This window comes from Flavobacterium sp., from assembly GCF_031411595.1.
Lineage (GTDB): Bacteria > Bacteroidota > Bacteroidia > Flavobacteriales > Flavobacteriaceae > Flavobacterium.
The window spans coordinates 76,561-102,601 of the sequence record NZ_JANOBI010000030.1 but is presented as its reverse complement, the minus strand read 5'-3'; the positions used below and the strand labels follow the sequence as shown (position 1 = coordinate 102,601).

The window sequence follows — 26,041 nt, the reverse complement described above, 5'->3', positions numbered from 1 at the left end:
GGTTCTGAGGTTTTTTCTCAGGCACTCAGAAACTCAGGCACTCAGTAGCTTTTTTTTAATTCTGAATCGATGAATTGGTTTGCGATTCTGTTGTTTTAATAGCATTCAATGCCGTTTGTGCTTCTTCGACAACATCCGGGAATGCTTTGAAATTTTTAATCACACTGTCTAAAATGTAAGTTGCCTGAAAACTGTCTTTCAATCCGTAGAAGTTTTTCGCCATGACAATCAAACCTTTCGCACCGAAATACTTATAACCCGAGTAATCTTTCGAAAGTTTTTGAACCATAGTATTTGATGCTTCAAACTTGCCGTCTTTGTTTTTGAAATACGCATCATAATACAACGCTTCGGCCGCTAATTCGCCTTTAGCAATCGTCAATAATTTAGCGTAAGCGGTTCTGGCTTTGGCTTCATCATTCGATTGAATCGCCGAACGTGCCACAATAATCTGCGCATCCGATTTGATTTTATCATCCGTTTTAGGATTCGATAATACTTTATCCGCATAAATCACCGCATTCGGATAATCCTTTTGCTCGTAATACGTTTTCATCAAATTCGATTGTGCGAAAGTCACGTTTTGTGGGAAATCAGCTTCGGCTTCCAATCGTTTCAACGTTGGAATTGTTTTCGTCACATCGTCTTTTTTCAAATAAATTTCAGCCAAACGCGCCAACGAAGGTTCCGTATATTCGTTTCTCGATTTTGAAGCAACATATTCGTAATTCGGAATCGCATTCGCCGTTGAACCGTCAGCAAAATAAGATTGCGCCAAATAGAAGTTGGCTTTCAAAGCGTGGATGCCGTTCGGGAAATTTTTGACATAACTGCTCAAATTCGTAATCGCTTGCTTGGTATTGTTTTGCAAATATTGCTTTTCAGCGGCTTCGTAAGTATCGTTATCCAAATCGGCATCGGTAACGGCTACGAAATCTAAGGTTTTGACCCAAGCAGCGTATTCATCGACTTTTCCGTTGTCAACATAAATCAAACGTGCTGTCGCAACCGCTTCTATTGCTTCTGGGCTTTTCGGATATTCCGCTGCAATTTTTTTGAATTTCACCAACGCTTGATTGTCATTTTCCGCATTGTAATAAATCAACCCTTGACGCAAAATCGCTTTCGAAGCATACGAACCGTTTTTAAATTCATTAAGCAATTGATCATAAGTTTTAATCGCCGAATCAGTTTTCTTTTCAGTCACGTAGGTATTTCCCAATTCAAACAACGCATCATCACGATATTGTGATTTCGGATAAGCCGTAATGAATTTATTCAAATCTTCAATTTTTCGGTCGTTCTTGGCTACAAATCCGTAGCTAATCGCTTTTTGAAATGCAGCATAATCGGCATCGACACTTTTGAGTTCAACGACTTTATTATACGCATCCATCGCCGGCCAGTATTTCGCCATCACAAATCGGCAATCGGCCAATCGCAAATACGCATCATTCAAACGCACTTTATCATCTTTCACCGCATCGATATGGCTTTGAAAATAATTACCCGCTTGGTCGTATTCCTTCATTTTAAAATAAGCATAAGCAATATTGTAATTGATGTTTTTGCTCTCTGGTGTCGACTTTGATTCTGCAATGGCATTAAAATCTTTAAAGCTCTGCAACGCATCATTAAAATTGTCAAGTACATAATCGGTTTCGCCTTTCCAGAACGTCGCACGCGCTGTAAACTTGGCATCTTTCGGTTCCGCGATTGATTTTTTAAACATCGAATACGCCTCTTTATAACTGCCGTCGGTATACAATTCTAATCCACGATAGAACGTAACTTTTTGGTAAGCTGCGCGGTTTGTAGATTTGTTTTTCTCTAATAAATCCAATGCGCCTTTGTAGTTTTTTGCTGTGATGTAGGAATTGATCAACAACGTTTCAATCTCAGGTTTGGCAGGCGAATTCGGATATTTTTCCAAAAACGCATACAACACATCAGGAACCGATTGGTACGAATTTCCGATTTCATAGCTGAGCTTGGCATAATTGAGGTTGGCGTCTTCTTGAATTTTGAGATCGAAATTCATTTCCGAAGCATTTTTAAACGCATTCAACGCTTGCTGTTTTTTATCGGTTTTGAAATAACTTTCACCTAAATGATAGTAAGCATTTTGCGCTACAGCGTCATTTCCATCGATGATTTTGTTGAATTGTGCAATCGCATTTTCGAAATCATTTTTTTGATAATACGCATAACCCAATTGGTAAAAATCGGTGTTGTTCCATTTTCCTTTTTTGCCTTTGTATTGCGTCAGGTAAGGAATAGCTTGGTCGTATTGTTTTAAATTAAAGTAGCTTTCGCCAATAATTTTATTGAGTTCTGATTTTTCCTGCGCATTCGATTTGGGTAAAGCTTTCATTCCTAAATCGATTGCTTTTTGAAAATTTCCAGATTTGAAAGCCATATCCGCTTTGAAATAGGACAGTTTTTCTTGGTATTTTTCTTCACCAGAAACTTCTTCGAAATACTTCGTGGCGTTTTTGTAATCGTCGCCTTCATAAGCCATAAAACCCATATAGTAATTGGCTTGTGAACCGTATTCTTTCGAATTAATCACTTTATTAAAATACGGAGTAGCTTCCTTTTTCTTGCCGGCGCTGAAATAACAATAGCCTTTTTGAAAGTTGAATTTGTCTTGATCTTCGTAGCTCAAGGTGCTCTCATCGACTTTATCAAACCAATCTAACGCTTGCGGAAATTTGCCTTGCTCAAAATAATAATGTGCCACTTCTCGGTAAGCTTGGTTTTGCTTTGGACTCGTAGGATAATCCCGAACGAAACTTTCCATGAGTTCATCCGCTCCAAATTGATTTAATCGAATGGCGCAATTGGCTATATAATAAGCACAATCTGATTCCTCATCGATATTTTTGGTTTCCGATTTTACTTTATCAAATAGAATTTGTGCGGATTGGTATTGGCTTTCTTTATACAATCCAACGGCGCGATCAAAGTCTTTGGTTTCGTGCGTATAAATAGCCGATTTTTGAGCGATTACCGGAGCGAATCCAATAAAAAATAACCATAAAAAAAGCCCGAATTGTTTGCGTATCATTGTGGATTGTTTAGGTTTTCAAATGTATTCGATTCCATAGGCTATAACGAAGCGAATTAAGTATTTATTATGAACATCTTTTTTAACAGTCCTGCTTTTTCGTGACAATGCTTCAATTAATTTTGGCTACTTGCTTTAAATTATTACTTTTACCGAGTTGAAAAAAATCATTTATAAAGGCGCCTTATCAAAGTTGCTGTACCAGTTCAGTTGTCTGAAACTTCTCCTATGAAAAAAGTATTTTCTTTTCTTTCTTCCGAAAAAGTAGCGTATCTGGTCCTATTTCTTCTTGTTTTCGTGTTTGTAATTAAAACTCCTCCGGTATATTTTCCCGATAGTAAGGGATACCTAGAAATGCTTTTGTACAGAAGTTGTGCCTACCCTATGTTTATTGAATTGCACCGCATTTTATTCGGAACTTATTTTATCAAAGCGACTATTATTACGCAATACGTACTCAATATGTCGGCAGCGCTTTTCCTAGTAAGATCGCTGCGTAAGACCATTTCTCTCGACAAATGGCTTGGGGTTATTCTTTTCATTATCACCATTTTCCCAGTATTTTTGGGTATCCTAACTGCCAACACTATCTTATCTGAAAGCTTGGCTTATCCACTGTATTTATTGGTGATTGGAAATATAATCCTTGGCGTTGGTTTCAGAAAGGAGCAGTATTTTTACTTTTCTTTCCTGCTAACATTCCTTTTGGTTTTGGTGCGTGGGCAGTTTTTATTTTTGATTCCGGTGCTTGTTGTTGCAGTTCTACTGACTTACTACCGGACCATTTTTAAGTGGCGATCTATTGTACTTGTTGTAACCTCGGTTTCCATCTTCTTTTTGTCAATCATTACCGACATACTGTTTCATAAAGTGCAGCATGGGCATGCCGTTACGACGCCATTGACAGGCATTCAACTGATAACGATTCCTTTTTTTGTATCGGACGAAAATGACTATACTGCTTTTGAAACTCCGGAGCAGCAAGAATATTTCAAATTTATCTATGCCAAACTCAAGGAGAAAAAATTATTGTTATCGCAATTGCCGCCAAATGCAAAAAAAATTGATTTCTTCTATGACAATTATATCAACATCTGCAACTTGACACTCAATGTGGATGGACTTTTTAGGTTTCAAGCAGCTTCTTATGATGAGAAAAGTATTTTAAATGACAAGATGACTTCATCGATGGCATTACCGCTATTAAAAAAGAATTTTGGAAAGTGGCTCAGTATTTACTCTGGTAATTTTATAAAGGGTTTTGATACCAGTAAATATTTTCTGCTTTATATTGTCTTGTTAGCCCTAAGTCTTGTCATGTTGTTTAAAAAAGAAAATGTACTTTCTAAAATTATAATTATCCTGGTTTTACTGACTATTTTGAATGTTATGCTCACTGCTTCCGTTGAAAGTATGATAGGAAGATATCTGTTTTACAACAACTGGATCCTGTTTGCAATCTTTTTGATATTATTCCAGAACCAATTTTATACGAAAACAAATGAGTAAAGAAGTTTCAGTTGTCATGCCATGTCTCAACGAAGCCGAAACAATAGCGACTTGTATTAAAAAAGCAAATGCTTATTTTAAAACCAACGCCATTGATGGTGAGGTAGTTATTGGAGACAATGGCAGTACGGATGGTTCGCAAGAAATCGCAACTAGTCTTGGCGCGCGAGTTATTGCCATTCCTAACAGAGGATACGGAAATGCACTTAAAGGAGGTTTTGATGCTGCCGAAGGAAAATACATTATCATGGGTGATGCTGACGACAGTTACGATTTCAGCAATTTATCTCTTTTTATAGACAATCTTAGAGCAGGAAATGACTTCGTAATTGGCAACCGTTTTAAAGGCGGCATTAAAAAAGGAGCTATGCCTTTTCTACATCGGTACTTGGGAAACCCGGTTTTATCGTTTTTGGGAAGATTGTTTTTCAATTCGTCGATGGGCGACTTCCATTGTGGACTGCGAGGTTTTTCAAGAGAAGCCTATGCAAAAATGAATTTGACCACGACAGGAATGGAATTCGCTTCAGAAATGATTGTGAAAGCACACCTACTCGATTTCAAAATCGTTGAAGTCCCAACTATTTTATACAAAGACGGAAGAAGCCGCAAACCGCACCTAAAAACATGGAGTGATGGTTGGAGGCATTTGAGGTTTTTATTATTATACAGTCCAAAATGGTTGTTTCTTATTCCCGGAATGTTTTTAATTGTTATTGGATTAGTGCTATCCACATTACTTGTAATTTCACCAATCACTATATCAACTGTAACTTTTGATGTGCATACCCTTTTATATACGAGTGGTGTTTTACTAGTTGGTTTTCAGTTTGTTGTTTTTTACGGACTTACGAAAGTGTTCGCTGTAACCCAAAATTTATTACCTAAAAGCAATCGTTACAATTCGCTTTTCAAATATATTAACCTCGAAAAAGGACTGATTGTAGGTACTTTGATGATTTTGCTAGGCATTGGCTTGAGCATTTATGGTCTTATGCAATGGTCAGACCAACATTTTGGTTTACTCGAAGCGCGGAATACCTTACGGGTTATGATTCCGGCAGTCACGGTCATTATTTTAGGTGTTCAGATTATATTATATAGTTTTTTCTTTAGCATATTAGGATTGAAAGATGAAAAAAATTGATTACTTATTGCAAGGCGAAAGAATCCGTCAAGCAAAGAAATTTATAATTGGCGATTCCTTACTCGATATTGGATGTCATTTCGGAGAGTTATTTGAAAGTGTTCTTCGTAAGAGAAACATTTCAGGCGATGGCATTGACGGTGTTTTGAACGAAAAAATCGTGAAAGAGAAGTACACTTTATTTCCGGGCTATTTTCCTGGTGATTTTCCATTACAAAAAAAATATGATAACATTGCTCTATTAGCGGTATTAGAGCATATTCCGGAAGACGAATTAAGGAAATACCCAGAAGTATTGCGTCATTATCTGAACCCGAAAGGAAGGGTTATTATTACGATTCCGTCTAAAAAAGTCGATTCGATTTTGAATGTTTTGTTGTTCTTTAAATTAATACACGGAATGGATTTGGTGCACCATCAAGATTTTGAACGAAGCCTCATTAAAACCATTTTTATGGAAAACGGCTATGGTTTAGTCAAAGAAAAACGCTTCGAATTTGGATTGAATTTACTTTATGTTTTTGAAAAAATATAACGCAAATGGCGGTGCGTTCTTTCCTAAAAAAGAAACAAAATCTATTAGAGAATAGACCCTAAATATATTTTGAATACCAACGTTATCTTACTACTTTTACTGCATAAACCAAACGAATATGTCACAACCTGTTTTGTCCTTAAAAAACGTATCCATTTATCAAGGCAATAAAGTCATTCTTTCGAATATCGATCTTGAAGTCAATCACGGTGAATTCATTTATATCATCGGAAAAACAGGTTCCGGGAAAAGTAGTTTCATGCGAACATTATACGCAGATTTACCGCTAACAGAAGGCCAAGGCAGCATTGTAGATTTTGACCTTGTGGCTTTGAAAGACGATAAAATTCCGTACCTCAGAAGAAAACTTGGTATCGTTTTTCAAGATTTTCAACTCTTGCCCGATCGAAGCGTCCGAGAAAATATGCTGTTTGTTTTGAAAGCCACCGGTTGGACTGTTAACGAAGAAATGCAACAGAAAATTGAAGAAGTTTTAGAGAAAGTTGATTTAGGCTCTATTGCGGATAAAATGCCTCACCAATTATCGGGTGGAGAACAACAGCGTGTTGCCATTGCAAGGGCTTTACTCAATGATCCTGAATTAATTTTAGCCGACGAACCAACAGGAAATCTAGATCCGCAAACCAGCGTTGAAGTCATGGAAGTGTTGCGTAAAATCAACTCCAACGGAAAAACGGTGATTATGGCGACGCACGATTATGCTTTGCTGATGAAATATCCGTCTAAAACCTTGAAATGCGAAAACAATAAAGTGTTTGAAGTGGTTCAACGGACGGTATAAATTTTAGCCGCTTCCGTTGATTTCTTGGAAAAACATTTTGCCATTAAAATGAGCACAAAAGGAAATGTAATTACATTAAACCGGTCGCCTTCACTGCAAGAAATTCCCGATGAAAAAATCGTGTACAAAATAAAAAACGAAACAATGCTATAATACGGATCCGATTTATAGCAGGCCAATAATAAATAGGTAGCCAAAAAAATCGCCACTATTGAAAAAATAATATTTTGCCAAACTGATATTCCCAAAAGCACTTTTTTAGACACTATAAAATATTTTTTATTGGTTATATTTTTACAATCTTGAATAGGAGTACTTCCGGTTGAAGCATTTTCTAAAAGGTTCAAAAAATAAGCTTTACCCAAATTGATTTTATTAGTTTGCCATTGTTCGATAAGGTCTTCTTTTGCCATTATTTTACTAATTGGCGGATCTTGATTATAAATAAAATGGGTTCGTTCTAACCAAACTTTTTCAAAATCTTGATTGGTTTCAATAGCTTCTGCTTTTGCTCCTAAGTAACAATAATAGGTAATAGCATCGATGTAGCTTATCGTAAAATTCCCGAATTGATATTTTAAACCCGCACATTGCATCAGTACTAAAAGCCAACTTCCATAAATGAAGTAGATGGCTTTAGATTGGTATTTTTTTAAAATTTTAATACCAAAAAACAAGGTCAAAATAATGGCTAAAAAAATAGAACCGGGTTTGATTAAGCAACTGGTTATAAAAAAAGAAAGTGCCAGTGATAATTGCCAAAAAAAGTTTGTTTTAAAATACTGACGCAAAAAATACAAGCCTAGTGCCATGAAAAGCATATAAATACTTTCGGTGGAAACTTGAAAAATACCTGCGGTATTACCCATGATCAACATGCCAATTAATGTGCATAAAAAAGCAGTTCGAGGTTTGAAAAAATCCTTTAAAAATTCAAATAAAAGAAGTAAAAAAAACAACCAACACATCAAGTTTATATAAAAACCAAAAACAAAAAGTGCAGCATCTGAAGCGCCAAAAATTAGCGGAATACCCGTTATAAAAGCCATTCCAATTGGTCTGGTAAGATGACCTCGAAAAAGTAAGTATAAATTTTTAGCGGAGTTTACATACGATTTAGAATCCAGGCATATAATTCCTTGATTGTGAACTTGAAGAATATAATTGAATAATTCAATCCATAAAAACCCTAATACAAGAATTAGGATGTGGTACTTATAATGTGCTATAAAATGTTTCATAAGTATTGTCTAAACAAATATAGGAATAATATTGTAGTTTCGATTTAGAAATGTAGTTTTGCCCTATCCAATAGCAATTAGGAAAAAATGAATACTCTATCGATTATTATTCCCGTATATAATGAAGGAAATACGATTCATTTGATTTTAAATAAAATTAAAGAAGTCGCATTACCACAAAACATCAAAAAGGAAATCATAATTGTAGATGATGCTTCAACTGATAACACATCCGATTGCATTCACGCTTATTGTGAAGCCAACAGTGAGCTTCAAATTAAAGTAGAAAAACACAAAAAAAACAAAGGAAAAGGAGCGGCCTTGCATACCGGAATCGCTATAGCTTCCGGAGATTGCATCATTATTCAGGATGCCGATCTAGAATACGACCCTAAAGAATACATCAATCTTTTACAACCTGTTTTAGACGGATATGCCGATGTAGTTTATGGATCTCGATTTATGGGTGGTAAACCCCACCGCATTTTGTTTTTTTGGCATACCGTAGGCAATAAATTCTTGACGACTTTATCCAATATGTTTACCAATTTGAATTTAACCGATATGGAAACATGCTACAAGTTGTTTAATACCAAAATGTTGCAATCATTAAATTTAAAAGAACAACGCTTTGGATTTGAACCTGAAGTAACTGCTAAAATTTCAAAAATCCAAAACGTTCGAATTTATGAAGTGGGGATTTCATATTACGGAAGAACCTACCAAGAAGGAAAAAAAATCAATTGGAAAGATGGCATTAAGGCACTATACTGCATTGTTCGATATAACGTTTTAAAATAATTTTTTTACCCCAAAAACTATTTTCTATGCTTTCAATACTCATTCCTGTCTTTAATTATAATGCTGTTCCTTTGGTAGAAGCCCTACACGAACAAATAATTAAAGAGAATATTGTTTTTGAAATCATTGTAGCTGATGACGCATCAACCGATTTGGTAATGATAAAGGAGAACCAAACGATCAATCAAATACCACATTGCCAATATCATTTTAATGTTAAAAATTTAGGAAGGGGTGAAAATCGAAACGCTTTGTGTGCAAAAGCCAAATACCCGTGGGTTTTACTACTCGATTGCGACACACTTCCTACTGCACCCAATTTCATAAAAAATTATTGCAATTGCATGAAAGACCCGCTTTGCAATGTCTTTTATGGTGGCATTACTTATCAAAAATCTGAACCCAAAAATGATGCATTATTGCGTTGGATTTACGGCATCAAACGCGAAGCCATTCCTTTCGAAAAAAGACAGCAGAAGCCTTATGAATCTACACTAGTTTCTAATATTCTTATTCAAAAAGAAATACTGTTGCAACATCCTTTTCATTCCTTAATTTATGATTATGGTTTTGAAGATTTTGTTTTCATTGCAACATTGAAAAAAAACAACATCAAAATCGGGCAAATCGACAATGCTGTTTATCATTTAAATTTAGAAAAATCAGCCGTTTTCTTAAAAAAACATTTGGTAGCGCTCGATAACTTACACGCTTTAATTGCACAAAAAATAATTCATCCAAACGAAACCACTTTAAGCAAATGGCAAGCAACTTTGAAGCGTTTTAAATTAGACCGTTTCATCGTATGGCTTTTTAATATTTTTGAGGCACCGATGAAAAGAAAAATAATTTCAAACAAACCTTCGCTATTGCTGTTTGACTTCTATAAATTAGGTTATTTTTGTGCTTTAAAATATTCCTAAATGCCTCAGTTTTCCGTTATCATTCCGGTATATAATAAAGAAAACTTTATTGAAAACACCTTAAAAAGTGTACTTCAACAAAGTTTTACGGATTTTGAATTGATACTCGTGAATGACGGTTCAACCGATCTAAGTGAAGCTAAAATCAAAACATTTACTGATTCAAGAATTCGATATTATTCAAAAGAAAACGGAGGCGTTTCTACCGCTCGAAATCTAGGAATTGAACTAGCAACAGCTTCTTACATCACCTTTTTAGATGCCGATGATTATTGGTATCCGAATTTCTTAAATACAATAAACATTGCCATTCAACGCTTTCCTGATCATAAAATATTTTCTGCCGCGATTGAAGTGGAAACACCCAAAAAAGTTTTTCCGGCGCAATATTCTATACCAAGGAAAAACGAATATGAAGTCGTTGATTACTTTGATGCCAGTATGAAAACTACGATTATTTGTACTTCTTGCGCGGTTTTTCACAAAAATGTTTTTGAGAAAATGGGCGTTTTTGATACCCAAATAAGAAGCGGTCAAGATACTGATATGTGGATTCGAATCGGTTTGGTTTATCCTGTAGTTTTCTCTTGGAAAATTTTAGCGCGTTACGCTTATGATGCAAACAGCCTTTCGAAAAAGAAAGAGTATTTGAGTACCAAAATGGATTTTTCGAAATTTAATACTGCTGAAAAAGAAAATCCTAAGCTTAAAAAATTTTTAGATTTAAATCGATATGGGCTTGCCATTAAATCGAAACTGCATCGTGATAAGATCAATTTTATTAAATTTAAAAATGACATCAATCCCGGTAACCTAACCTTTAAAAAAAGAATTTTGTTGCTATTTCCTGAATTCATATTACGGATTTTACTCCATATCAACTTGTTTTTTGTGCAATTGGGTTTTCGCAAATCGGTTTTTAAATAATTACGTTGTTCGTTTTTGATAAACACCAAAAACAGCATCGTTCTCCTGCGTTGAAAGTACAAAATCGTCTTCTGCAGTCATCAATGCTGATAACAATGATTTTGTTTTAGTTTCTTCGTTTAAAAAATTATGCGCAATATCTTTGAGTAGCAAATGCAGTATATTCCAACCTAATTTTTTTTCTTCTAAAACGACAAAATTATTTTTCAATGCCGCTGCGAGGTTTTCAGAATCAGGTGCTTCAGAAGGATCTACCAAAAACATGCGCAACAAACCAGGGCGATATACTTTTCGCTTTATCGATTTTCCATCGATCCGGGTTTTATAAACATTCGGCATTTTTTGAAGCAATCGATTGGCTTCATCGAGTTGAGATTTTCGCCATTGCAAACGATTCGGCCCGCAATATTCGAATACGACTACAAGTCCATTTTCGTTTAAAAGTGGTGCAATATGATTGTGCAAAAAAGCATCAATCCGATCAAAATGATGCAAGCTGGCGTTGAATAAAATGACATCAAATTTTTTGTTTGAAAAATCCAATCGAAAGAAATCATCACAAAAATAATCGATTTCAAAACCGTGCTCAAGCGCCATTTTTTTGGCTCTTTTGATGGTTTCAGGCGAAACATCAACACCCGCAATGTGTTCAAAATTGGTGTATTTGGCAAAGTTTCTTTCATGGGTTCCGTCGCCGCAACCTACTGACAATAAGTGCAAATTCGACTTAGCTTTAAGGTATTTTTGATATACATAATCTTCATAAATCATATTGGCATCTCCGGAAATTTTAATATTCCATGATTGTTTAATTTCAGGAATCACCCAAAAATCTGAAACCGAAACATGGGTATCCCATTTTGAAGAAACCCTGTTTTCTGCCGCTATTTTAAAAAATTTCGACAGAAAAAACTTCATTCCTTTGACTTGAATTTTATAATAAGAATCTACAAAATCGCCAAAACTGATGTACGATACTGCTGCTTTGAAAGCCATTTAATGTATTTTAAAACGTTAATAATTGCTGCCATTCTTTCGCTACTGATGATAATGACAAATGGGCTACACTGGTTGAAGCATTGGCTTTTAAAGATTGGTACAAAACTTCATCTTGAACCAGTCGATTCATCGCTTGACTTAAAGCAATTGGGTTATGATTTTCAACTAATAATCCGTTGTGTTCGTGCCGTATGATTTCTCGTGGCCCGGAATGACAATCAACAGAAACTACCGGTGTTCCTAATGCGAGCGACTCGATAATCGTCATCGGAAATCCTTCATTTCTACTGGTTAATGTGGTAAAAAAAGCCGATTGAACATACGGAAATGGGTTCGGCAATTTCGATTTAAAAATAATTTTATCGGATAAGTGCATTTGTTCCACTTGCCTTTTGAGTCGATTCACATCTTTTCCATCGCCCATGATATACAGCAAAATATTGGATTGTGGTAATATCGATTGGGCATAACTTTCAATCAATAAAGAATAGTTCTTGATGTCGTCATCAATTCTGCCATAAGAAAGAATAAATTTTTCCGAAATAGTAGCTTCAGAAGCTTTTTCGATTAAGTCTTTTTGATCGATTGGATTGTAAATCGTAATCGTATTCTTGTAATGAAATTGTGTTTGAACCAAAGCTTCAATTTCTTTAGAAACCGCTACTAAATAAGGTGATTCTTTATAAATTGTCTTCGAAAATAAAGGGTTCTTCGGAAAATATTTCTCGATCTTGTAACTGTGTATTAAATAAATTGCTTTTTTGGGATTGTAGATGAATTTAGAAATCATCAACTCCGAAAAAGAAGCAGTACGAACCCTATTGTCGATAATCCAATCGAAATCTTGCTGTTTGATGTACTTTTTAAAAACAAAAAAACGTTTTAAACGCCCAAAATTACTGTTGTCTTTGTTTTTTAAAAGTCCTAAATTGAACAATTCACCTTCATATTCGTATTCAATGTCATCCAAAATACTCACAATATGAACATGAAATCCCAGTCGAACCAACATCTTCGATAATAAAGAAGCAAATCGCTCAGCGCCACCATTGGCTAAAGATTGCGTAACGATTGCAATTTTGATCTTGGTCCTATCCATTAATTGTCAAATTGTAAATATATTTGTCAAATATAACAATATATGAACATTCTACTCGTAGGTGAATACAGTCGACTGCACAATTCTTTAAAAGAAGGCTTGCAACAATTAGGGCATCATGTGGTCATATTGGGTTTTCAAGATGGATTTAAAAAATATCCGGTTGATTTCCCGTTGCATTTAAAATGGAATTCGAAGTTTTTGAAGAAAGCCAAAGTGGGTATTTATAAACTCACCGGTTTCAATGTGAGTTCGTATTTTACTTACCGTCAATTCATACGCTATCGAAAGAAACTAACGCAGTTTGATGTCGTGCAATTGATAAATGAAAACAGCTTTTACTGCACTTACAACTACGAAAAAAAAATACTGCAATATTTATTCGATAACAATAAAAAAGTTTTTTTGATGTGTTGCGGCACCGATTATTTGACGGTCGATTATTACTTCCAAAACCCAACTTTCAAATCATTGTTGCTGCCTTATTTGGATGGAAAAGTGAGTGCTAAGGAATTTCAAAGTGTTTTAAAATTTAGAAGACCTGAATTCAAAAAACTGCATCAATTGATCCAGCTAAATGTAGAAGGTATTATTGCTTCCGACATGGATTATGATATTCCGTTGCGAGGCAACCCGAAGTATTTGGGCATGATTCCAAATCCGATAAACATTGATAAACTGTCTTATGCCCCGTTGACGATTGATGGTAAAATTGTAATTTTTCACGGCATCAATACCGACAATTACTATAAAAAAGGAAACGACTATTTCGAAAAAGCATTGACAGTCATTGCAGAAAAATATGGCCATCGAATTGAAATTATCACCACGCGAAACATTCCGTATCAAGACTATATCGACATCTACAACCGTGCGCACATTTTGCTCGACATGGCGTATTCATTCGATCAAGGTTATCATGCACTTGAAGCGATGGCGAAAGGAAAAGTGGTTTTTACAGGAGCCGAAACGGAGTTTTATGATTTTTATCAATTGAATCAAAAAGTCAATATCAATGCGAAACCTGATGTTGATTATTTGGTGGATCAACTTTCTTTTTTAATTGACAATCCGAATGAAATTCTAACGATTAGCCGCAACGCAAGAACATTCATAGAAAAAGAGCACAACTACATCAAAATTGCGGAAAAGTATCTCCAAACTTGGACGCAATAAATTACTAAAAACTTTACTTCAGAAGCCAAAATTTAACGCCGTTCATCGAGTTTTCCTCAGGTAATGTTAAATTTGAATGTCGTTCGTCGGGTATTTTTTTATTTAAAAAACAGAAGTCATACCTTGCGTCAGTATTCGATTTAATCGATTGCGAACGTTTGTAAAGCCCCAAAATTTACATTCAAAATCAACCGTTTTGACACTTTAACCTAAATTGAAATGCTATGGAAAATGCTAGAAAACCTGACGAAAATTACGATCCTAGCTTTGAAAATGAAATCAAACCCGTCAGGATAAAATACGACGGTGCGACAGGATTGCGCGACTTATTGTTGGACGAAATAAAATCGATGTATTATATCGAAAAAATGCTGATTAAATCGTTCCCAAAAATGATTAAACATGCTTGCAATTACGAATTGATTGAAGCGATAACCATTCATGCGGAAGATACCAAAAAACAAATTGTGAGGTTAGAAGAAACCTTTTTGACATTAGAAGAACCCGCAATTTTACACCGCTCAGAAGCCATCGAATGTATGTTGCAAGAAATTGACGATATCGTTGAAGTGACTAAATTTGGTATGGTTCGCGATGCCGGAATTATATTGGCACTTCAAAAAATTGAGCATTACGAAATTGCAACCTACAGCATTTTGTCGACTTATGCCGAAAATCTCAAAGCGAAAAATATTCAGCTTTTGATGGATGAATCGCTCAACGAAGAAAAAGTGGCCGAAATGCGTTTGGCGAAAATTGCCAATACGATTCAGTTTTATGCAGATGAAACACGGTTGTAGGTTACCTTTTAAAAGCATTTTCATAACAATCAATCCACTGTTGAACGGTGATTTTCGCCGTCAATTCGCTGATTAAATCGTAAGGAATGTCATTCATTTTCTTGAAACGAATGCAACCTTTTCCCATGTCTAATTTCGATTTAGAATGCTTTGGAAATTCAGTTACAAACCAATCTAATAGTTTTGGACTGGCGTAAATTCCCATATGATGCAAGGCTATGTAGTTCTTTTGCGAGGCTAAATTCATAAAAGCCAAAGGCAATTTCGGATCGCAATGATAGCCTTTCGGATAAATAGAATGTGGTACCACATAGCCCAACATGCCGTAGCAGATAACTTCTTGAAAACCTTCCGGAAGTGCATTCAGAATTACTTTTCTGATATTCTCGATTACTTCTTTTCGTTCTTCAGGCAAACTATCGATATATTCTTGTGGTGTTTTGGCGGTCGATTGCATAACTTCCATTTTTATTTATAAAATGCTCGTTAAAGGTAGGTTAATTGGCAAAAAAAGCAAATGTTTTATGTTGTGGTATTCGTAACTTTAAGACACCATTTATTTTAAATCTTATTGCCATTATGAAAAAAACCATATTCACCTTCGCAACTATTCTTGCCTGTAGCTTTTACGCTTCAGCACAAGATACACCAGTAACCAGTGATTCGAATGAGAACACTCAAGACAAGATTCAACAAGAACCACCACGTCCGGAGCAAAGAGAAATAGAGCGAACTTCTAAAGTATCTGCGGAAAGGCAAGCAATAGAAAAAAAACAGCTTGAAGCGGAATCAAAACAAAAAGTCAACGACAGTAGTCCAAAATCAAAAACCAAAGTAGTTCAAAAAAAGTCAACTGCTCCTCTAAAAAAGTGATGATTCAAAATCGAAAGACCATATTAAAAACTAGTATGGTCTTTTTATTTTAAAGAAATTTAATTTTAAACAGCTAATACTTACCTCTAATTTTTCGGATATTTGTGTAATCAAAACGATTATCATGAAAACATACGCAATCTTTCTCGCAATGTTGTTGGTGCCAATTTCGAGCTTCGCACAATCGAACAACATCAAATATTTTGACGACCAACAAACACTTAATGGTTTGGGTAAAAAACCGCTAACAGCGCTCAAAGACAAGCCCGGAATTCTGATTCTTCCAGCGTGGAAAGGTATTGATTCGCATGCGAAAGACACTGCCGAAAAGCTTTCAAAATTAGGTTATTATACTTTCATCGCCGATATTTATGGTGAAGGTCATTATCCTAAAAGTAATGCGGAAGCTGGCGAAAGAGCCGGATTTTATAAAAAGAACCGCGACCAATACCAACAGCGCATTCGTCTGGCTTTGAACCAACTGATTCAATTGGGTGCCAATCCAGACAAAATTGTAGTCATGGGTTATTGCTTCGGAGGTACTGGTGCGTTGGAAGCAGCGAGAGCGCAATTTCCTGTAAAAGGCGTCGTTTCTTTTCATGGCGGATTGGGCAAAGATGCTTCAAGAGAAACCAAAACTTTAAACACCAAAATTTTAGTTTGTCATGGTGCAGATGATCCTTATGAATCACAAGAAGAAGTGTTGGCGTTTCAAAAAGAAATGCGCGACGCCAAAGCTGATTGGCAGATGATTTATTATGCGAATGCCGTTCATGCCTTTACCGATCCAGATGCTGGTAATGACAATTCAAAAGGTGCCGCATATAATGAAAAAGCCGAGAAACGTTCGTGGGAACATTTATTAATTTTCCTCAAAGAAGTACTTTAAATTTATTTTATTTACTTTTAGATTTTAAATTACTCTATGAGCCATAATCCAATACGCAAAGACAAAACTTGTTTAAATTGCAGACATGTTGTGCAAGAGCGATTCTGCCCCAATTGCGGTCAGGAAAACAGTGAAAGCAGAAAGACATTTCATCATTTGTTCGTTCACTTTTTTGAAGATTTGACGCACTATGAAAATGCCTTTTGGCGCACCATCAAAAACTTACTTTTCAAACCCGCGGCATTAACCAAAGAATACCTTTCTGGAAAGCGATTGTCTTATTTGGCTCCGGTTCGGCTTTATATTTTCATCAGCTTCATTACATTCTTTTTGATTACGGTGCTACCGAATACGGATTATAATTTAATCAATCTTAAAAAAACTACAACCACTACAAAGTCGGGTTCGAATACTAAAATAATGAAGTCCGAAAACATCAAAAGTATTGATGAGTTGATGGATTCCGAGAAATTAAAAAATGAAATTAAAGATTCCATTCAAGCCGACCATAAGCAATCCGGGGAAAAGAAAAAAGTAGATCATCTTTTTAATTTTGGCTACGAATCGATTCAAGAGCTCGATTCGCTACAAAAATTCGGAAAAGCAGAAGATCGTTTGGATTCTTTTGAATACTGGATTGTTAAAAAAGCTTTACAAGTCAAGGAAGGCAATACTAACCAACAGCTGATAGAAAAATTTAAAGAATCATTTGTTCATAATTTCTCCAAAACGCTATTCATTTATATGCCGCTTTTCGCCTTTTTCTTGTGGTTATTTCATGGTAAAAAGCGATGGTATTATTTCGATCATGGGATTTTTACATTGCATTATTTTTCATTTATATTATTAGTAGTTCTTATCATATTGTTATATAGTAAATTCTTATCATTATTCGGATCATCGGTTATTACTGATGCCATAAAAGGCATACTTGATTTTATTGCCTTTGCATGGATGGTGTATTATTTTTTCCCTGCGCACCATCGGTTTTACGGTGAAACTCGATTGGTTTCTTTTATTAAAAGCGTGTTTTTATTTTTTATCAATATGCTTTTAATTGTCATTATTCTGTGCTTATTTGCCATTTATACTTTTCTTAATCTTCATTAAAAAACACTATGAAAAAAATCATACTCTCCATATCATTATTGGTTATTGCCTGCAGCTGTGCCTCCAAAAAAGATAATCCGACAAAAGGTGTTGCCGAATATATGAATACCATAACTGCCGAAGAACTTAAAACCTTACTAACCGTTGTCGCATCAGACGAAATGGAAGGCCGCGAAACCGGTAGCGAAGGCCAAAAGAAAGCCGGCCGTTATTTGATTGAACAATACAAGAACAATGGAATTCCATTTCCAAAAGGCGCTACTGATTATTATCAACACATTCCAGCAGCGTATTTAAATGCGAAACACAAAGAGAATTTATCCGATTCCGAAAACATCTGGGCGTTTATTGAAGGCTCCGAAAAGCCTAACGAAATTGTAGTTGTTTCCGCGCATTACGATCACGTTGGTGTTAAGAATGGTGAAGTTTATAACGGCGCCGATGACGATGGTTCTGGAACGGTCGCGCTGGTTGAAATTGCCCAAGCGTTTGAGAAAGCTAAAAAAGAAGGCCATGGTCCAAAGCGATCCATTCTAATTCTTCATGTTACCGGCGAAGAACACGGTTTGCACGGTTCACGTTTTTATTCTGAAAACCCATTGTTTCCTTTAGCCAATACGGTGGCCGATGTGAATATTGATATGATTGGTCGTCATGATGAATTTCACCCAAACTCCAGCAACTACATTTATCTGATTGGTTCGGATTATCTTTCTTTCGATTTATTCAATGTTTGTGAAGCGATGAATAAGCAATACGCGCATTTGGATATCGATTATAAATACAACGACCGCAGCGATCCGAACCGTTTTTATTACCGTTCCGATCATTACAACTTTGCTAAAAATGGCATTCCGTCAGTGTTTCTTTTCACAGGAACGCATGCCGATTACCATCAACCCGGCGATGAAGTCAGCAAAATAGAATTTGATGCTTTAGCCAAAAGAACCCAACTGGCATTTACGATTGCGTGGGAAATTGCAAATCGGGAGAAGCGATTGGTTGTGGATAAGGATGGAAAGTAAACCGATAATTAGTCAATAAAGAAACAATTGGTAACAAAAAAAAGCTCCTAGTTTCCTAGAAGCTTTTACCTAATGGGTGGCTGACCGGGCTCGAACCGGCGACCCTCGGCACCACAAACCAATACTCTAACCAGCTGAGCTACAACCACCATTTTTGACGAGGGCAAATGTATTGTAAAAGTTTTATTTTACAAAGAAATAAATCAAAAAATTATTTTAAATCTGCTAAGCTATTGACCGCCAAATACCTTTCTACAGTGAATCCTTCGGCATAATCTACACCGGTCAATCTTCCCAAATCCTGCGCACGGTAATTCAAACTCTCGAGAAAGTTTTTGGTCGCAATTGGGGTCTCGGGTTCCTTACTGTTCGGATCGTAAAATTGAGAACTGTAGGCTAAAATGGTTTCCACTTTTTTATCGTTATATCCGGTAATATCGACTACAAAATCCGGTTCAATATTTTTCCATTGAATGTAATGATAGACTAATTTCGGGCGCCAAGCGGTTTGCGTTTTCCCATCATAACTGGTTTCAATTTTTGTTAATCCCGAAAGAAAACAAGCGTCAGAAACCAACTTGCTTCCTTTCCCGTGGTCGATGTGACGATCCTCAATCGCATTGCACAACACAATTTCGGGTTGGTATTTTCGCAACATTCTAATAATCGCCAATTGATGTTCTTCGTCATTTATGAAAAATCCGTCGCGCATATTCAGATTTTCTCTAACCGTTACACCCAACAATTTTGCAGCTGCAGCGGCTTCTTGATCTCGGATTTCGGCTGAACCTCGAGTTCCCAACTCACCACGTGTCAGATCGATAATGCCGACTTTTTTTCCTAGGGAAACTTCTTTGGCAATCGTGCCACCACAACCCAATTCAACATCGTCGGGATGTGCGCCAAAAGCGAGTATATCTAATTTCATAATTTTATAATTTATTGCGCTGCGCTGCGATTAATTAATTTTTCTTAATATCAAATGCCTCGGGTGATCATTAATACAAAATCTTTTTTATGGTTTTCGATTTGTTTACGGTTTCCGTCCATTCGTTTTCGGGAATGCTGTCTTTGGTAATACCACAACCAACAAACAAATTGACAGTTTCATTTTCAACTTTCATACATCTCAAATTTACATACAAATCGATACTGTTTTCATTCTTTTCAAAATCATGGTTCAATTCACCCAAAAACCCTGAGTAAAATTCACGATCATAACCTTCATTATTCATGATAAATACTTTTGCATTTTCTTTCGGAAAACCACAAACCGCCGGTGTTGGATGCAAAATTTTAATCACTTCTTTTAAATTCGAAGGTTCGTTTAAAGCTGCTTCAATATCGGTTTTGAGGTGAATTAAATTGCCCGCTTTCATCGTATACGGTTCAGAAATCTTAGTCTCCTTCACATAATCATGCAAGCTTTCGGTAATGAAATCTGTCACAAATTGTTGCTCGGCTTTCTCTTTAGATTCCCAAACTGCCGTTTCATTTTCTTGATACACTTGCGTTCCGGCAACAGCCATCGTATGCAAATTCTTGTTTTTCACACGAATCAATTGCTCCGAAAAAGCACCCAACCACAACCCAACTTTGGGATGAAAAAAACAATATGAAAATGCGGTCGGATAAGATTGTAAGAGTTTTTGAAATGCCGAAATCAATTCAAATTTTGGTACTGAAAAACTTTCTTTTCGCGACAAAACCACTTTGCCAAAATCGCCGGTTTGAATCGCATCAATGCCTTTTTGAACGAGATTGATGTAGTTCGATTTGGCTTCGTCGGAATCAGTTTCATCAAATGTTGAAGACTTATCATCACTCGAAAAGACAGCAAAGTCTGCCATTAGAATTTGGGATTGATAATACGGAATTAGTATCATTTCATTGCTATCAAAAGAAACAAAAGCAAATCCTTTATCAGTAAAATTTTCCACTTGATGTAAGGTATCATCATTCTGAAAAACGCCAATTACTTTTTTTGCATTGGGTTTGCTGTAAACCACAAAAGGTAGATTTTGATTGAAATGAACTTCAACTTTATTCAATAATGCTGCAATATCGGGCTCGTTCATTACAATTTTCTTTTAGGCAACACCATATTGGTGAGTTTGCAAAGCGAAATCAAAGTGCCTGCTTCATCCGTGATTCTGATTTCCCATAAATGAATGCTTCTGCCTTTGTGAATGATACGCGCCGTTCCTGTCACAATGCCTTCTCTTTTGGCTTTAAGATGGTTGGCGGAAATTTCGATGCCGCGAATTTCACTCACTTCATTATTCACAAACAACATCGAAGCAGCACTACCAACACTTTCTGCCAAAGCCACGCTCGCACCGCCATGCAACAATCCCATAGGTTGATGAACCCCTGAATTGACTGGCATTGTCGCTTGTAAAAAATCTTCACCGGCATCAACAAATTCTATCTGTAACGTTTCCATCAAAGTGTTTTTTGAAAACGCATTGCACATGGCAATCATCTTATCTCTATCGAAACTCATCTTTTTTTTATGCAAAATTAAGCTATAATGGAATTGATAAAAAGACTAATTTCACTTTTTGTACGTTGTTACTTTAATTTTCAAATAATAAGATTTCGAGATTTTCAAATTAAAACCTATTTTTACCAAAAATCCATCATAATGCGCAACCTTATTCCTTTATTTTTTATTGCTTTTATTGTGTCGTTGAGTTCCTGTCGAAAAGATTTTGAAACGGTTCCGAGTTCGGGAAACTTAGGTTTTTCAAAAGATACCGTTTATCTCGATACGGTTTTCAGCCACATCGGATCGAGTACTTATACTTTGAAAGTTTACAACAACAGTAGTGATGATATTAAAATTCCGAAAATTCAATTGGGCAAAGCCGATTCAAGATACCGTATGATGATTGATGGTTTGACCGGCGAAGATCAAGATAATAATGGTTTTGGTGATGGTCGAATCTTTAATGATGTCGAATTACTTGCCAAAGACAGCATGTATATTTTCATAGAAACTACTGCTGACATCACTGAGATAGCCAATAACAATCCAACCGAGTTTTTATATACTGATAAGATTTTATTTGATAATGGAAGTTTACAGCAAGATGTAGATTTAGTTACTTTGATTAAAGATGCGTATTTTTTATATCCTAAAAGAGATGCTGAAGGCGTAAAAGAAACTTTGCTTTTAGGAACTGACGGAGAAGGTCAACCTGTTAAAATAAATGGTTTTGAACTTGATCACAATGATCCGGTTAATGGTGATGAATACCATTTCAACAGCACCAAACCTTATGTCATCTATGGCTATGCTGGTGTTGCAAGTGGACAAACACTAAATATTGATCCTGGCGCACGTGTCTATTTTCACGCCGAATCAGGAATCGTTGTGCAACCCGGAGCTACTTTAAATATCAATGGAACGGACTCACCCGATAGCAATCCTTTACAAAACGAAGTTACTTTCGAAGGCGATCGTCTCGAACCGCTTTATGAAGATGTACCCGGACAATGGGGAACCATTTGGATGCGTGAAGGCAGCATTAATAACAACATCAAACATTTGACTTTAAAGAATGCCACTGTCGGATTGTTGGTTGAAAATTGTGTTTTAGATATTGAATATTCTCAAATCTACAATTCCGCCAACTACGGGATTTTAGCGCGTGGAGCAACGATGAACAATTGTAAAAACCTTGTCATCAATCTGGCCGGGCAAACGGCTTTGCAGTGTGAGCTCGGAGGAAGCTACGATTTCAGGCATTGCACGTTCAATAACAATTGGGCGAGTTCAAACCAACTTGCGGTGCAATTGAATAATTATTTTAAAGACGAAAACGATCATAAAACAGGATACCCGTTAACGCAAGCCAATTTCTACAATTGCATCATTTACGGAAGCAATAATATTGAGTTTTTTTTGGATGACATTAAAGATGGTGTGACGGCTTTCAATCACGATTTAAGATACTGCCTGTTTAAATTCAGGGATTCTGGCACTTCGCTTCAAAATGGCCATGAAGAATACAATTTCATCAGAACTGGCCTGACCGAAGGTGTCGCTAATGGCAATACGAGAAACAAAGACCCTAAATTTTTCGATGTGAATTTCAATAAGCTCAATATCAGCGATGATCCGCAAGGCGGCGCCTATCAAAAAGGCAGCATCGATTATATTATTGCGTCAGACGTTTTGGGACATACGCGTACGTCAAACCCGCCCGATTTGGGAGCGTATCAAAGCGCGGCTTTCCCGGAGTGATTGTTGGAGTCACATTACTTTTTGAAGTCAGCTATAAAATATTTCCCATTTTATAAAATTAATTTTATCATAATTTAATATTGCCTTTTTTAGTTTTTTTTAAATTTTTATTACTATTTTTAAGAAACTTTTAAAACCATATAAATTATGAAAACATCAATGTCATCTTTTCGAAGCACACAAAATCAAAATTCATTTGAATCTAAAAACAAGATTAAAATGAATTTTTTTTTATTACTATTTTTAACTTTCAATGTTTTTTACGGCCAGAACGGAAGTCTAGATTTAACGTTTAACAATTTAAATACTATAACAACATCGGCCAACATAGGTAATTTTGCCTTGCAATCAGATGGTAAAGTAGTCATAGTCGGATCTTTTAGTTCAATCAACGGAACTACTGCCAATAAAGTGGCCAGATTGAATACCGATGGAAGTTTAGATGCATCATTTAATGTTGGCGCAGGAATCGCAGGAGCTGACAGGCCATATAAAGTTGCCATTCAGACCGATGGAAAAATAGTTGTGATTGGAAATTTTTCAACATTCAATGGTGTTGTAAAAAACAGTATTGTAAGATTGAATACAGATGGTTCAATAGATACCTCATTTAACACGGGTACCGGTTTCCAAAGTTATTCCTCGAGCGCTTTCGCCTGGATAACCGGCAGTGCATCTATTTTAAAATTAAGGAACAATGGTCAAATTGTTGTTGCAGGCGGAGGTTTCTCTAAATATAATGGTACCGTTTCAAATTCAACTTTAGCATTCTGTGTATTAAATTCAAACGGGACATTAGATACTTCATTCGATGCCACAGCTGTTGATGGTGTCGGTACTCGTCGCATAGAAGTACTAAGTGATGATAAAATGATCATTTTTACGTATCACACTACATTTTTTGGCCCGTTAAATCAACATGATTTTTATTTAAGAAAGCTAAATTTAAACGGTAGTCTCGATACTTCTTTTACATTAAATAATACCATTTTAGGTAAAGAAAACATTGGCGGGGTTCCTGGTGCTGGTTCTGGTGATGCTAATTTATCCATAAATGATATGGAACAATTAAGCAGCGGTAAAATACTGCTTGCCGGCGTTATTAGTTCTGCATTTGGCTCTAGCAACAAAAGTCTCGCGAGGTTAAATTCTAATGGTACAGTTGATGCTACTTTTTCATGCGTGGGTGTTTTTTTTCAACCTACCAGTACACTATATCCGGGAGAAGTTTATTCAATTCAAGTACAATCTGATGATAAAATTATAGCTGGAGGAACTTTTAATTTATACTCAGGTAGTACTATAGGCAATATTATAAGGTTTAATTCAAACGGATCATATGATTCTTCATTTAATCCAGGCACAGGTTTTACCGGTATAAGTTCTACATCACCAAATAGTTTCACTAGTGCTTCCCAGTTAAAACTGCTTCCAAACAAAAAAGTTCTTGCAATTGGTAACTTTACGAGCTATAATGGTGTTGCAAGGAATTCGATTGCACGCTTGAATTCAGATCTTATTGCCAATCAGGATTTTGGAACAGCAATAAGTAGCATAGCTAGTACTGTCGTGTCAAACGTACGTGCAAATGATATTCATTACGGTGCGACGGCCACAGGAAGCAACACCGTATTATCTTTTGTCAGCACTACAGATCCCGGATTAACAATTAATACAACTACTGGAGCTGTAAATGCTGCTGCTTCAGTTACTCCAGGCACACATACTTTAATATACCAACTTTGTTCGATACCTACACCATCCGTTTGCACAGAAGGTACCGTCACGATAACCGTTACATCTTGCTGGAAATCAGTTGCAGAAGGTTCCGCCCATACTGTCGCTATAAAACCAAACGGGACATTATGGACATGGGGGTTAAATGATTTCGGACAGTTAGGAGACAATACCACTACAAACAGAAGCACACCCGCACAGATCGGATCAGCTACCAATTGGAAATCAGTATCTGCCGGGTTTTATTTTTGCCTGGCCGTAAAAACGGACGGTACGCTATGGGCATGGGGGCTTAACTCCAGCGCACAATTAGGCGACGGCACTACAGTTTCAAAACTCACTCCGGTCCAAATTGGTACAGACACCGATTGGGATTCCGTATCTGCCGGTGGTTCGCATTCATTGGCTATAAAAACCAATGGCACGCTGTGGAGCTGGGGAAGAAATAAATTTGGCCAATTGGGCAGAACAGGTTCTGGTTTATCACCGCTACAGGTAGGAACAGACACAAATTGGCAAATTGTTTCAGGAGGCCAAGAACATTCCTCAGCAAAAAAGACAAATGGAACACTTTGGGGCTGGGGAAGAAATTCCGTCGGAGTTATAGGAGATGGAACTAACGTCAATAAAAGTGTACCTACACAAACTGGTACCGATACCGATTGGGCATCTATCGGCACAGGCTATTATCATGCTTTGGCTTTAAAAACCAATGGTACATTGTGGGCATGGGGATTCAATAATTATGGAGAATTAGGTGATGGAACCACTGTAGATAAATTTTCACCTACACAAATCGGAACGGATACGAATTGGGCATTTGTTAGTGGTGCAAGCCAACATTCTATTGCAATCAAGACTACCGGTTCGCTTTGGACATGGGGTTGGAATCAATATGGACAATTAGGCGATGGAACTAATGTCAATAAATCAGTACCAACTCAAATCGGCACAGGCACTAATTGGAGTAGCGCATCAGGTGGTTCTTTTCTTGAAGGATCAACTATTGCCAGAAAAACTGACGGAACAATTTGGTCAACTGGACTAAATTCAAGCGGTCAATTCGGAAACGGAACAACTACTAATTCAAACATTTTTGTCCAAACTAATTGTCAATAAAACTTAA

Annotated in this window: 23 protein-coding genes and 1 tRNA gene; 15 read left to right on the top strand and 9 right to left on the bottom strand. The window is 36.3% G+C overall.

The features are described from left to right. Positions 1–55: 55 nt before the first annotated feature. On the bottom strand, positions 56–3,070 hold the full coding sequence (locus RMO03_RS07075; RefSeq protein ID WP_309641396.1) for a tetratricopeptide repeat protein: 3,015 nt from the start codon (positions 3,068–3,070) through the stop codon (positions 56–58). Positions 3,071–3,298: 228 nt separating this feature from the next. Between RMO03_RS07075 and RMO03_RS07070 the strand changes: the two genes are divergently transcribed. From RMO03_RS07070 to RMO03_RS07055, 4 genes are all read left to right on the top strand, one after another. Next, on the top strand, positions 3,299–4,579 hold the full coding sequence (locus RMO03_RS07070) for a hypothetical protein (protein WP_309641395.1): 1,281 nt from the start codon (positions 3,299–3,301) through the stop codon (positions 4,577–4,579). After that, the gene (locus RMO03_RS07065) at positions 4,572–5,726 is read left to right on the top strand and encodes a glycosyltransferase family 2 protein (protein WP_309641394.1); all 1,155 of its coding nucleotides are present in this window, start codon (positions 4,572–4,574) and stop codon (positions 5,724–5,726) included. The genes RMO03_RS07070 and RMO03_RS07065 overlap by 8 nt, the downstream gene beginning before the upstream one ends. Further along, positions 5,713–6,261: a methyltransferase domain-containing protein gene (locus RMO03_RS07060; RefSeq protein WP_309641393.1), complete on the top strand. Its 549-nt coding sequence runs from the start codon at positions 5,713–5,715 to the stop codon at positions 6,259–6,261. Before RMO03_RS07065 ends, RMO03_RS07060 begins: the two co-directional genes overlap by 14 nt. Positions 6,262–6,379: 118 nt before the next feature. Then, a complete protein-coding gene (locus RMO03_RS07055; RefSeq protein ID WP_309641392.1) occupies positions 6,380–7,063 on the top strand; it encodes an ATP-binding cassette domain-containing protein in 684 nt (227 codons plus the stop codon). Here RMO03_RS07055 and RMO03_RS07050 read toward each other — a convergent pair. Beyond that, on the bottom strand, positions 7,048–7,932 hold the full coding sequence (locus RMO03_RS07050) for a hypothetical protein (RefSeq protein WP_309641391.1): 885 nt from the start codon (positions 7,930–7,932) through the stop codon (positions 7,048–7,050). The two genes, RMO03_RS07055 and RMO03_RS07050, sit on opposite strands and share 16 nt — an antisense overlap. A gap of 459 nt (positions 7,933–8,391) precedes the next feature. On the opposite strand from RMO03_RS07050, the gene RMO03_RS07045 reads away from it, so the two are divergent. Genes RMO03_RS07045 through RMO03_RS07035 form a run of 3 tightly spaced genes read left to right on the top strand, consistent with a single transcriptional unit; the run spans position 8,392 to position 10,955 of the window. Continuing rightward, positions 8,392–9,105 (top strand): glycosyltransferase family 2 protein, encoded by a 714-nt coding sequence (locus tag RMO03_RS07045; RefSeq protein ID WP_309641390.1) that lies wholly within the window; start codon positions 8,392–8,394, stop codon positions 9,103–9,105. Positions 9,106–9,131: 26 nt separating this feature from the next. Continuing rightward, positions 9,132–10,028, top strand: coding sequence for a glycosyltransferase (locus RMO03_RS07040; protein ID WP_309641389.1), 897 nt, complete (start codon positions 9,132–9,134; stop codon positions 10,026–10,028). Next, a complete protein-coding gene (locus tag RMO03_RS07035) occupies positions 10,029–10,955 on the top strand; it encodes a glycosyltransferase family A protein (RefSeq protein WP_309641388.1) in 927 nt (308 codons plus the stop codon). On the opposite strand, the gene RMO03_RS07030 is transcribed toward RMO03_RS07035, so the two are convergent. Next, positions 10,956–11,951, bottom strand: coding sequence for a class I SAM-dependent methyltransferase (locus RMO03_RS07030; RefSeq protein WP_309641387.1), 996 nt, complete (start codon positions 11,949–11,951; stop codon positions 10,956–10,958). It abuts the gene before it with no gap. 10 nt (positions 11,952–11,961) lie between these two features. Next, positions 11,962–13,053, bottom strand: a complete 1,092-nt coding sequence (locus RMO03_RS07025; protein ID WP_309641386.1) for a glycosyltransferase — start codon at positions 13,051–13,053, stop codon at positions 11,962–11,964. A 42-nt stretch (positions 13,054–13,095) separates the two neighbouring features. On the opposite strand from RMO03_RS07025, the gene RMO03_RS07020 reads away from it, so the two are divergent. Beyond that, a complete protein-coding gene (locus RMO03_RS07020) occupies positions 13,096–14,229 on the top strand; it encodes a glycosyltransferase (protein WP_309641385.1) in 1,134 nt (377 codons plus the stop codon). A gap of 224 nt (positions 14,230–14,453) precedes the next feature. Continuing rightward, positions 14,454–15,029: a DUF892 family protein gene (locus tag RMO03_RS07015; protein ID WP_309641384.1), complete on the top strand. Its 576-nt coding sequence runs from the start codon at positions 14,454–14,456 to the stop codon at positions 15,027–15,029. 1 nt (position 15,030) lies between these two features. Here RMO03_RS07015 and RMO03_RS07010 read toward each other — a convergent pair whose 3' ends face one another. After that, on the bottom strand, positions 15,031–15,486 hold the full coding sequence (locus RMO03_RS07010) for a DUF1801 domain-containing protein (RefSeq protein ID WP_309641383.1): 456 nt from the start codon (positions 15,484–15,486) through the stop codon (positions 15,031–15,033). A gap of 44 nt (positions 15,487–15,530) precedes the next feature. Here RMO03_RS07010 and RMO03_RS07005 point away from each other — a divergent pair, with 44 nt between their 5' ends. From RMO03_RS07005 to RMO03_RS06990, 4 genes are all read left to right on the top strand, one after another. Then, the gene (locus tag RMO03_RS07005; protein ID WP_309641382.1) at positions 15,531–15,902 is read left to right on the top strand and encodes a hypothetical protein; all 372 of its coding nucleotides are present in this window, start codon (positions 15,531–15,533) and stop codon (positions 15,900–15,902) included. 124 nt (positions 15,903–16,026) lie between these two features. After that, positions 16,027–16,791, top strand: a complete 765-nt coding sequence (locus tag RMO03_RS07000; RefSeq protein WP_309641381.1) for a dienelactone hydrolase family protein — start codon at positions 16,027–16,029, stop codon at positions 16,789–16,791. 36 nt (positions 16,792–16,827) lie between these two features. Beyond that, positions 16,828–17,901 (top strand): DUF3667 domain-containing protein, encoded by a 1,074-nt coding sequence (locus RMO03_RS06995; protein ID WP_309641380.1) that lies wholly within the window; start codon positions 16,828–16,830, stop codon positions 17,899–17,901. An 8-nt stretch (positions 17,902–17,909) separates the two neighbouring features. Continuing rightward, positions 17,910–18,926 (top strand): M28 family metallopeptidase, encoded by a 1,017-nt coding sequence (locus RMO03_RS06990; protein WP_309641379.1) that lies wholly within the window; start codon positions 17,910–17,912, stop codon positions 18,924–18,926. 75 nt (positions 18,927–19,001) lie between these two features. Here the strand turns inward: RMO03_RS06990 and RMO03_RS06985 are convergent. The 4 genes from RMO03_RS06985 to RMO03_RS06970 all read right to left on the bottom strand — a co-directional run bounded on the left by RMO03_RS06985 (position 19,002) and on the right by RMO03_RS06970 (position 21,432). Beyond that, positions 19,002–19,075, bottom strand: a tRNA-His gene (locus tag RMO03_RS06985). Between the two features lie 62 nt (positions 19,076–19,137). Beyond that, entirely contained in the window at positions 19,138–19,854 is a 717-nt protein-coding gene (gene bshB1, locus RMO03_RS06980) for a bacillithiol biosynthesis deacetylase BshB1 (RefSeq protein WP_309641378.1), read from the bottom strand. Positions 19,855–19,924: 70 nt separating this feature from the next. After that, complete coding sequence (locus tag RMO03_RS06975) at positions 19,925–21,004, bottom strand: isochorismate synthase (protein ID WP_309641377.1); 1,080 nt, start codon at positions 21,002–21,004, stop codon at positions 19,925–19,927. Then, on the bottom strand, positions 21,004–21,432 hold the full coding sequence (locus RMO03_RS06970) for a PaaI family thioesterase (RefSeq protein ID WP_309641376.1): 429 nt from the start codon (positions 21,430–21,432) through the stop codon (positions 21,004–21,006). The genes RMO03_RS06975 and RMO03_RS06970 overlap by 1 nt, the downstream gene beginning before the upstream one ends. A 141-nt stretch (positions 21,433–21,573) precedes the next feature. Here RMO03_RS06970 and RMO03_RS06965 point away from each other — a divergent pair, with 141 nt between their 5' ends. After that, positions 21,574–23,178: a hypothetical protein gene (locus RMO03_RS06965; RefSeq protein WP_309641375.1), complete on the top strand. Its 1,605-nt coding sequence runs from the start codon at positions 21,574–21,576 to the stop codon at positions 23,176–23,178. 219 nt (positions 23,179–23,397) lie between these two features. Continuing rightward, positions 23,398–26,034, top strand: coding sequence for a hypothetical protein (locus RMO03_RS06960; protein ID WP_309641374.1), 2,637 nt, complete (start codon positions 23,398–23,400; stop codon positions 26,032–26,034). Positions 26,035–26,041: the final 7 nt, after the last annotated feature.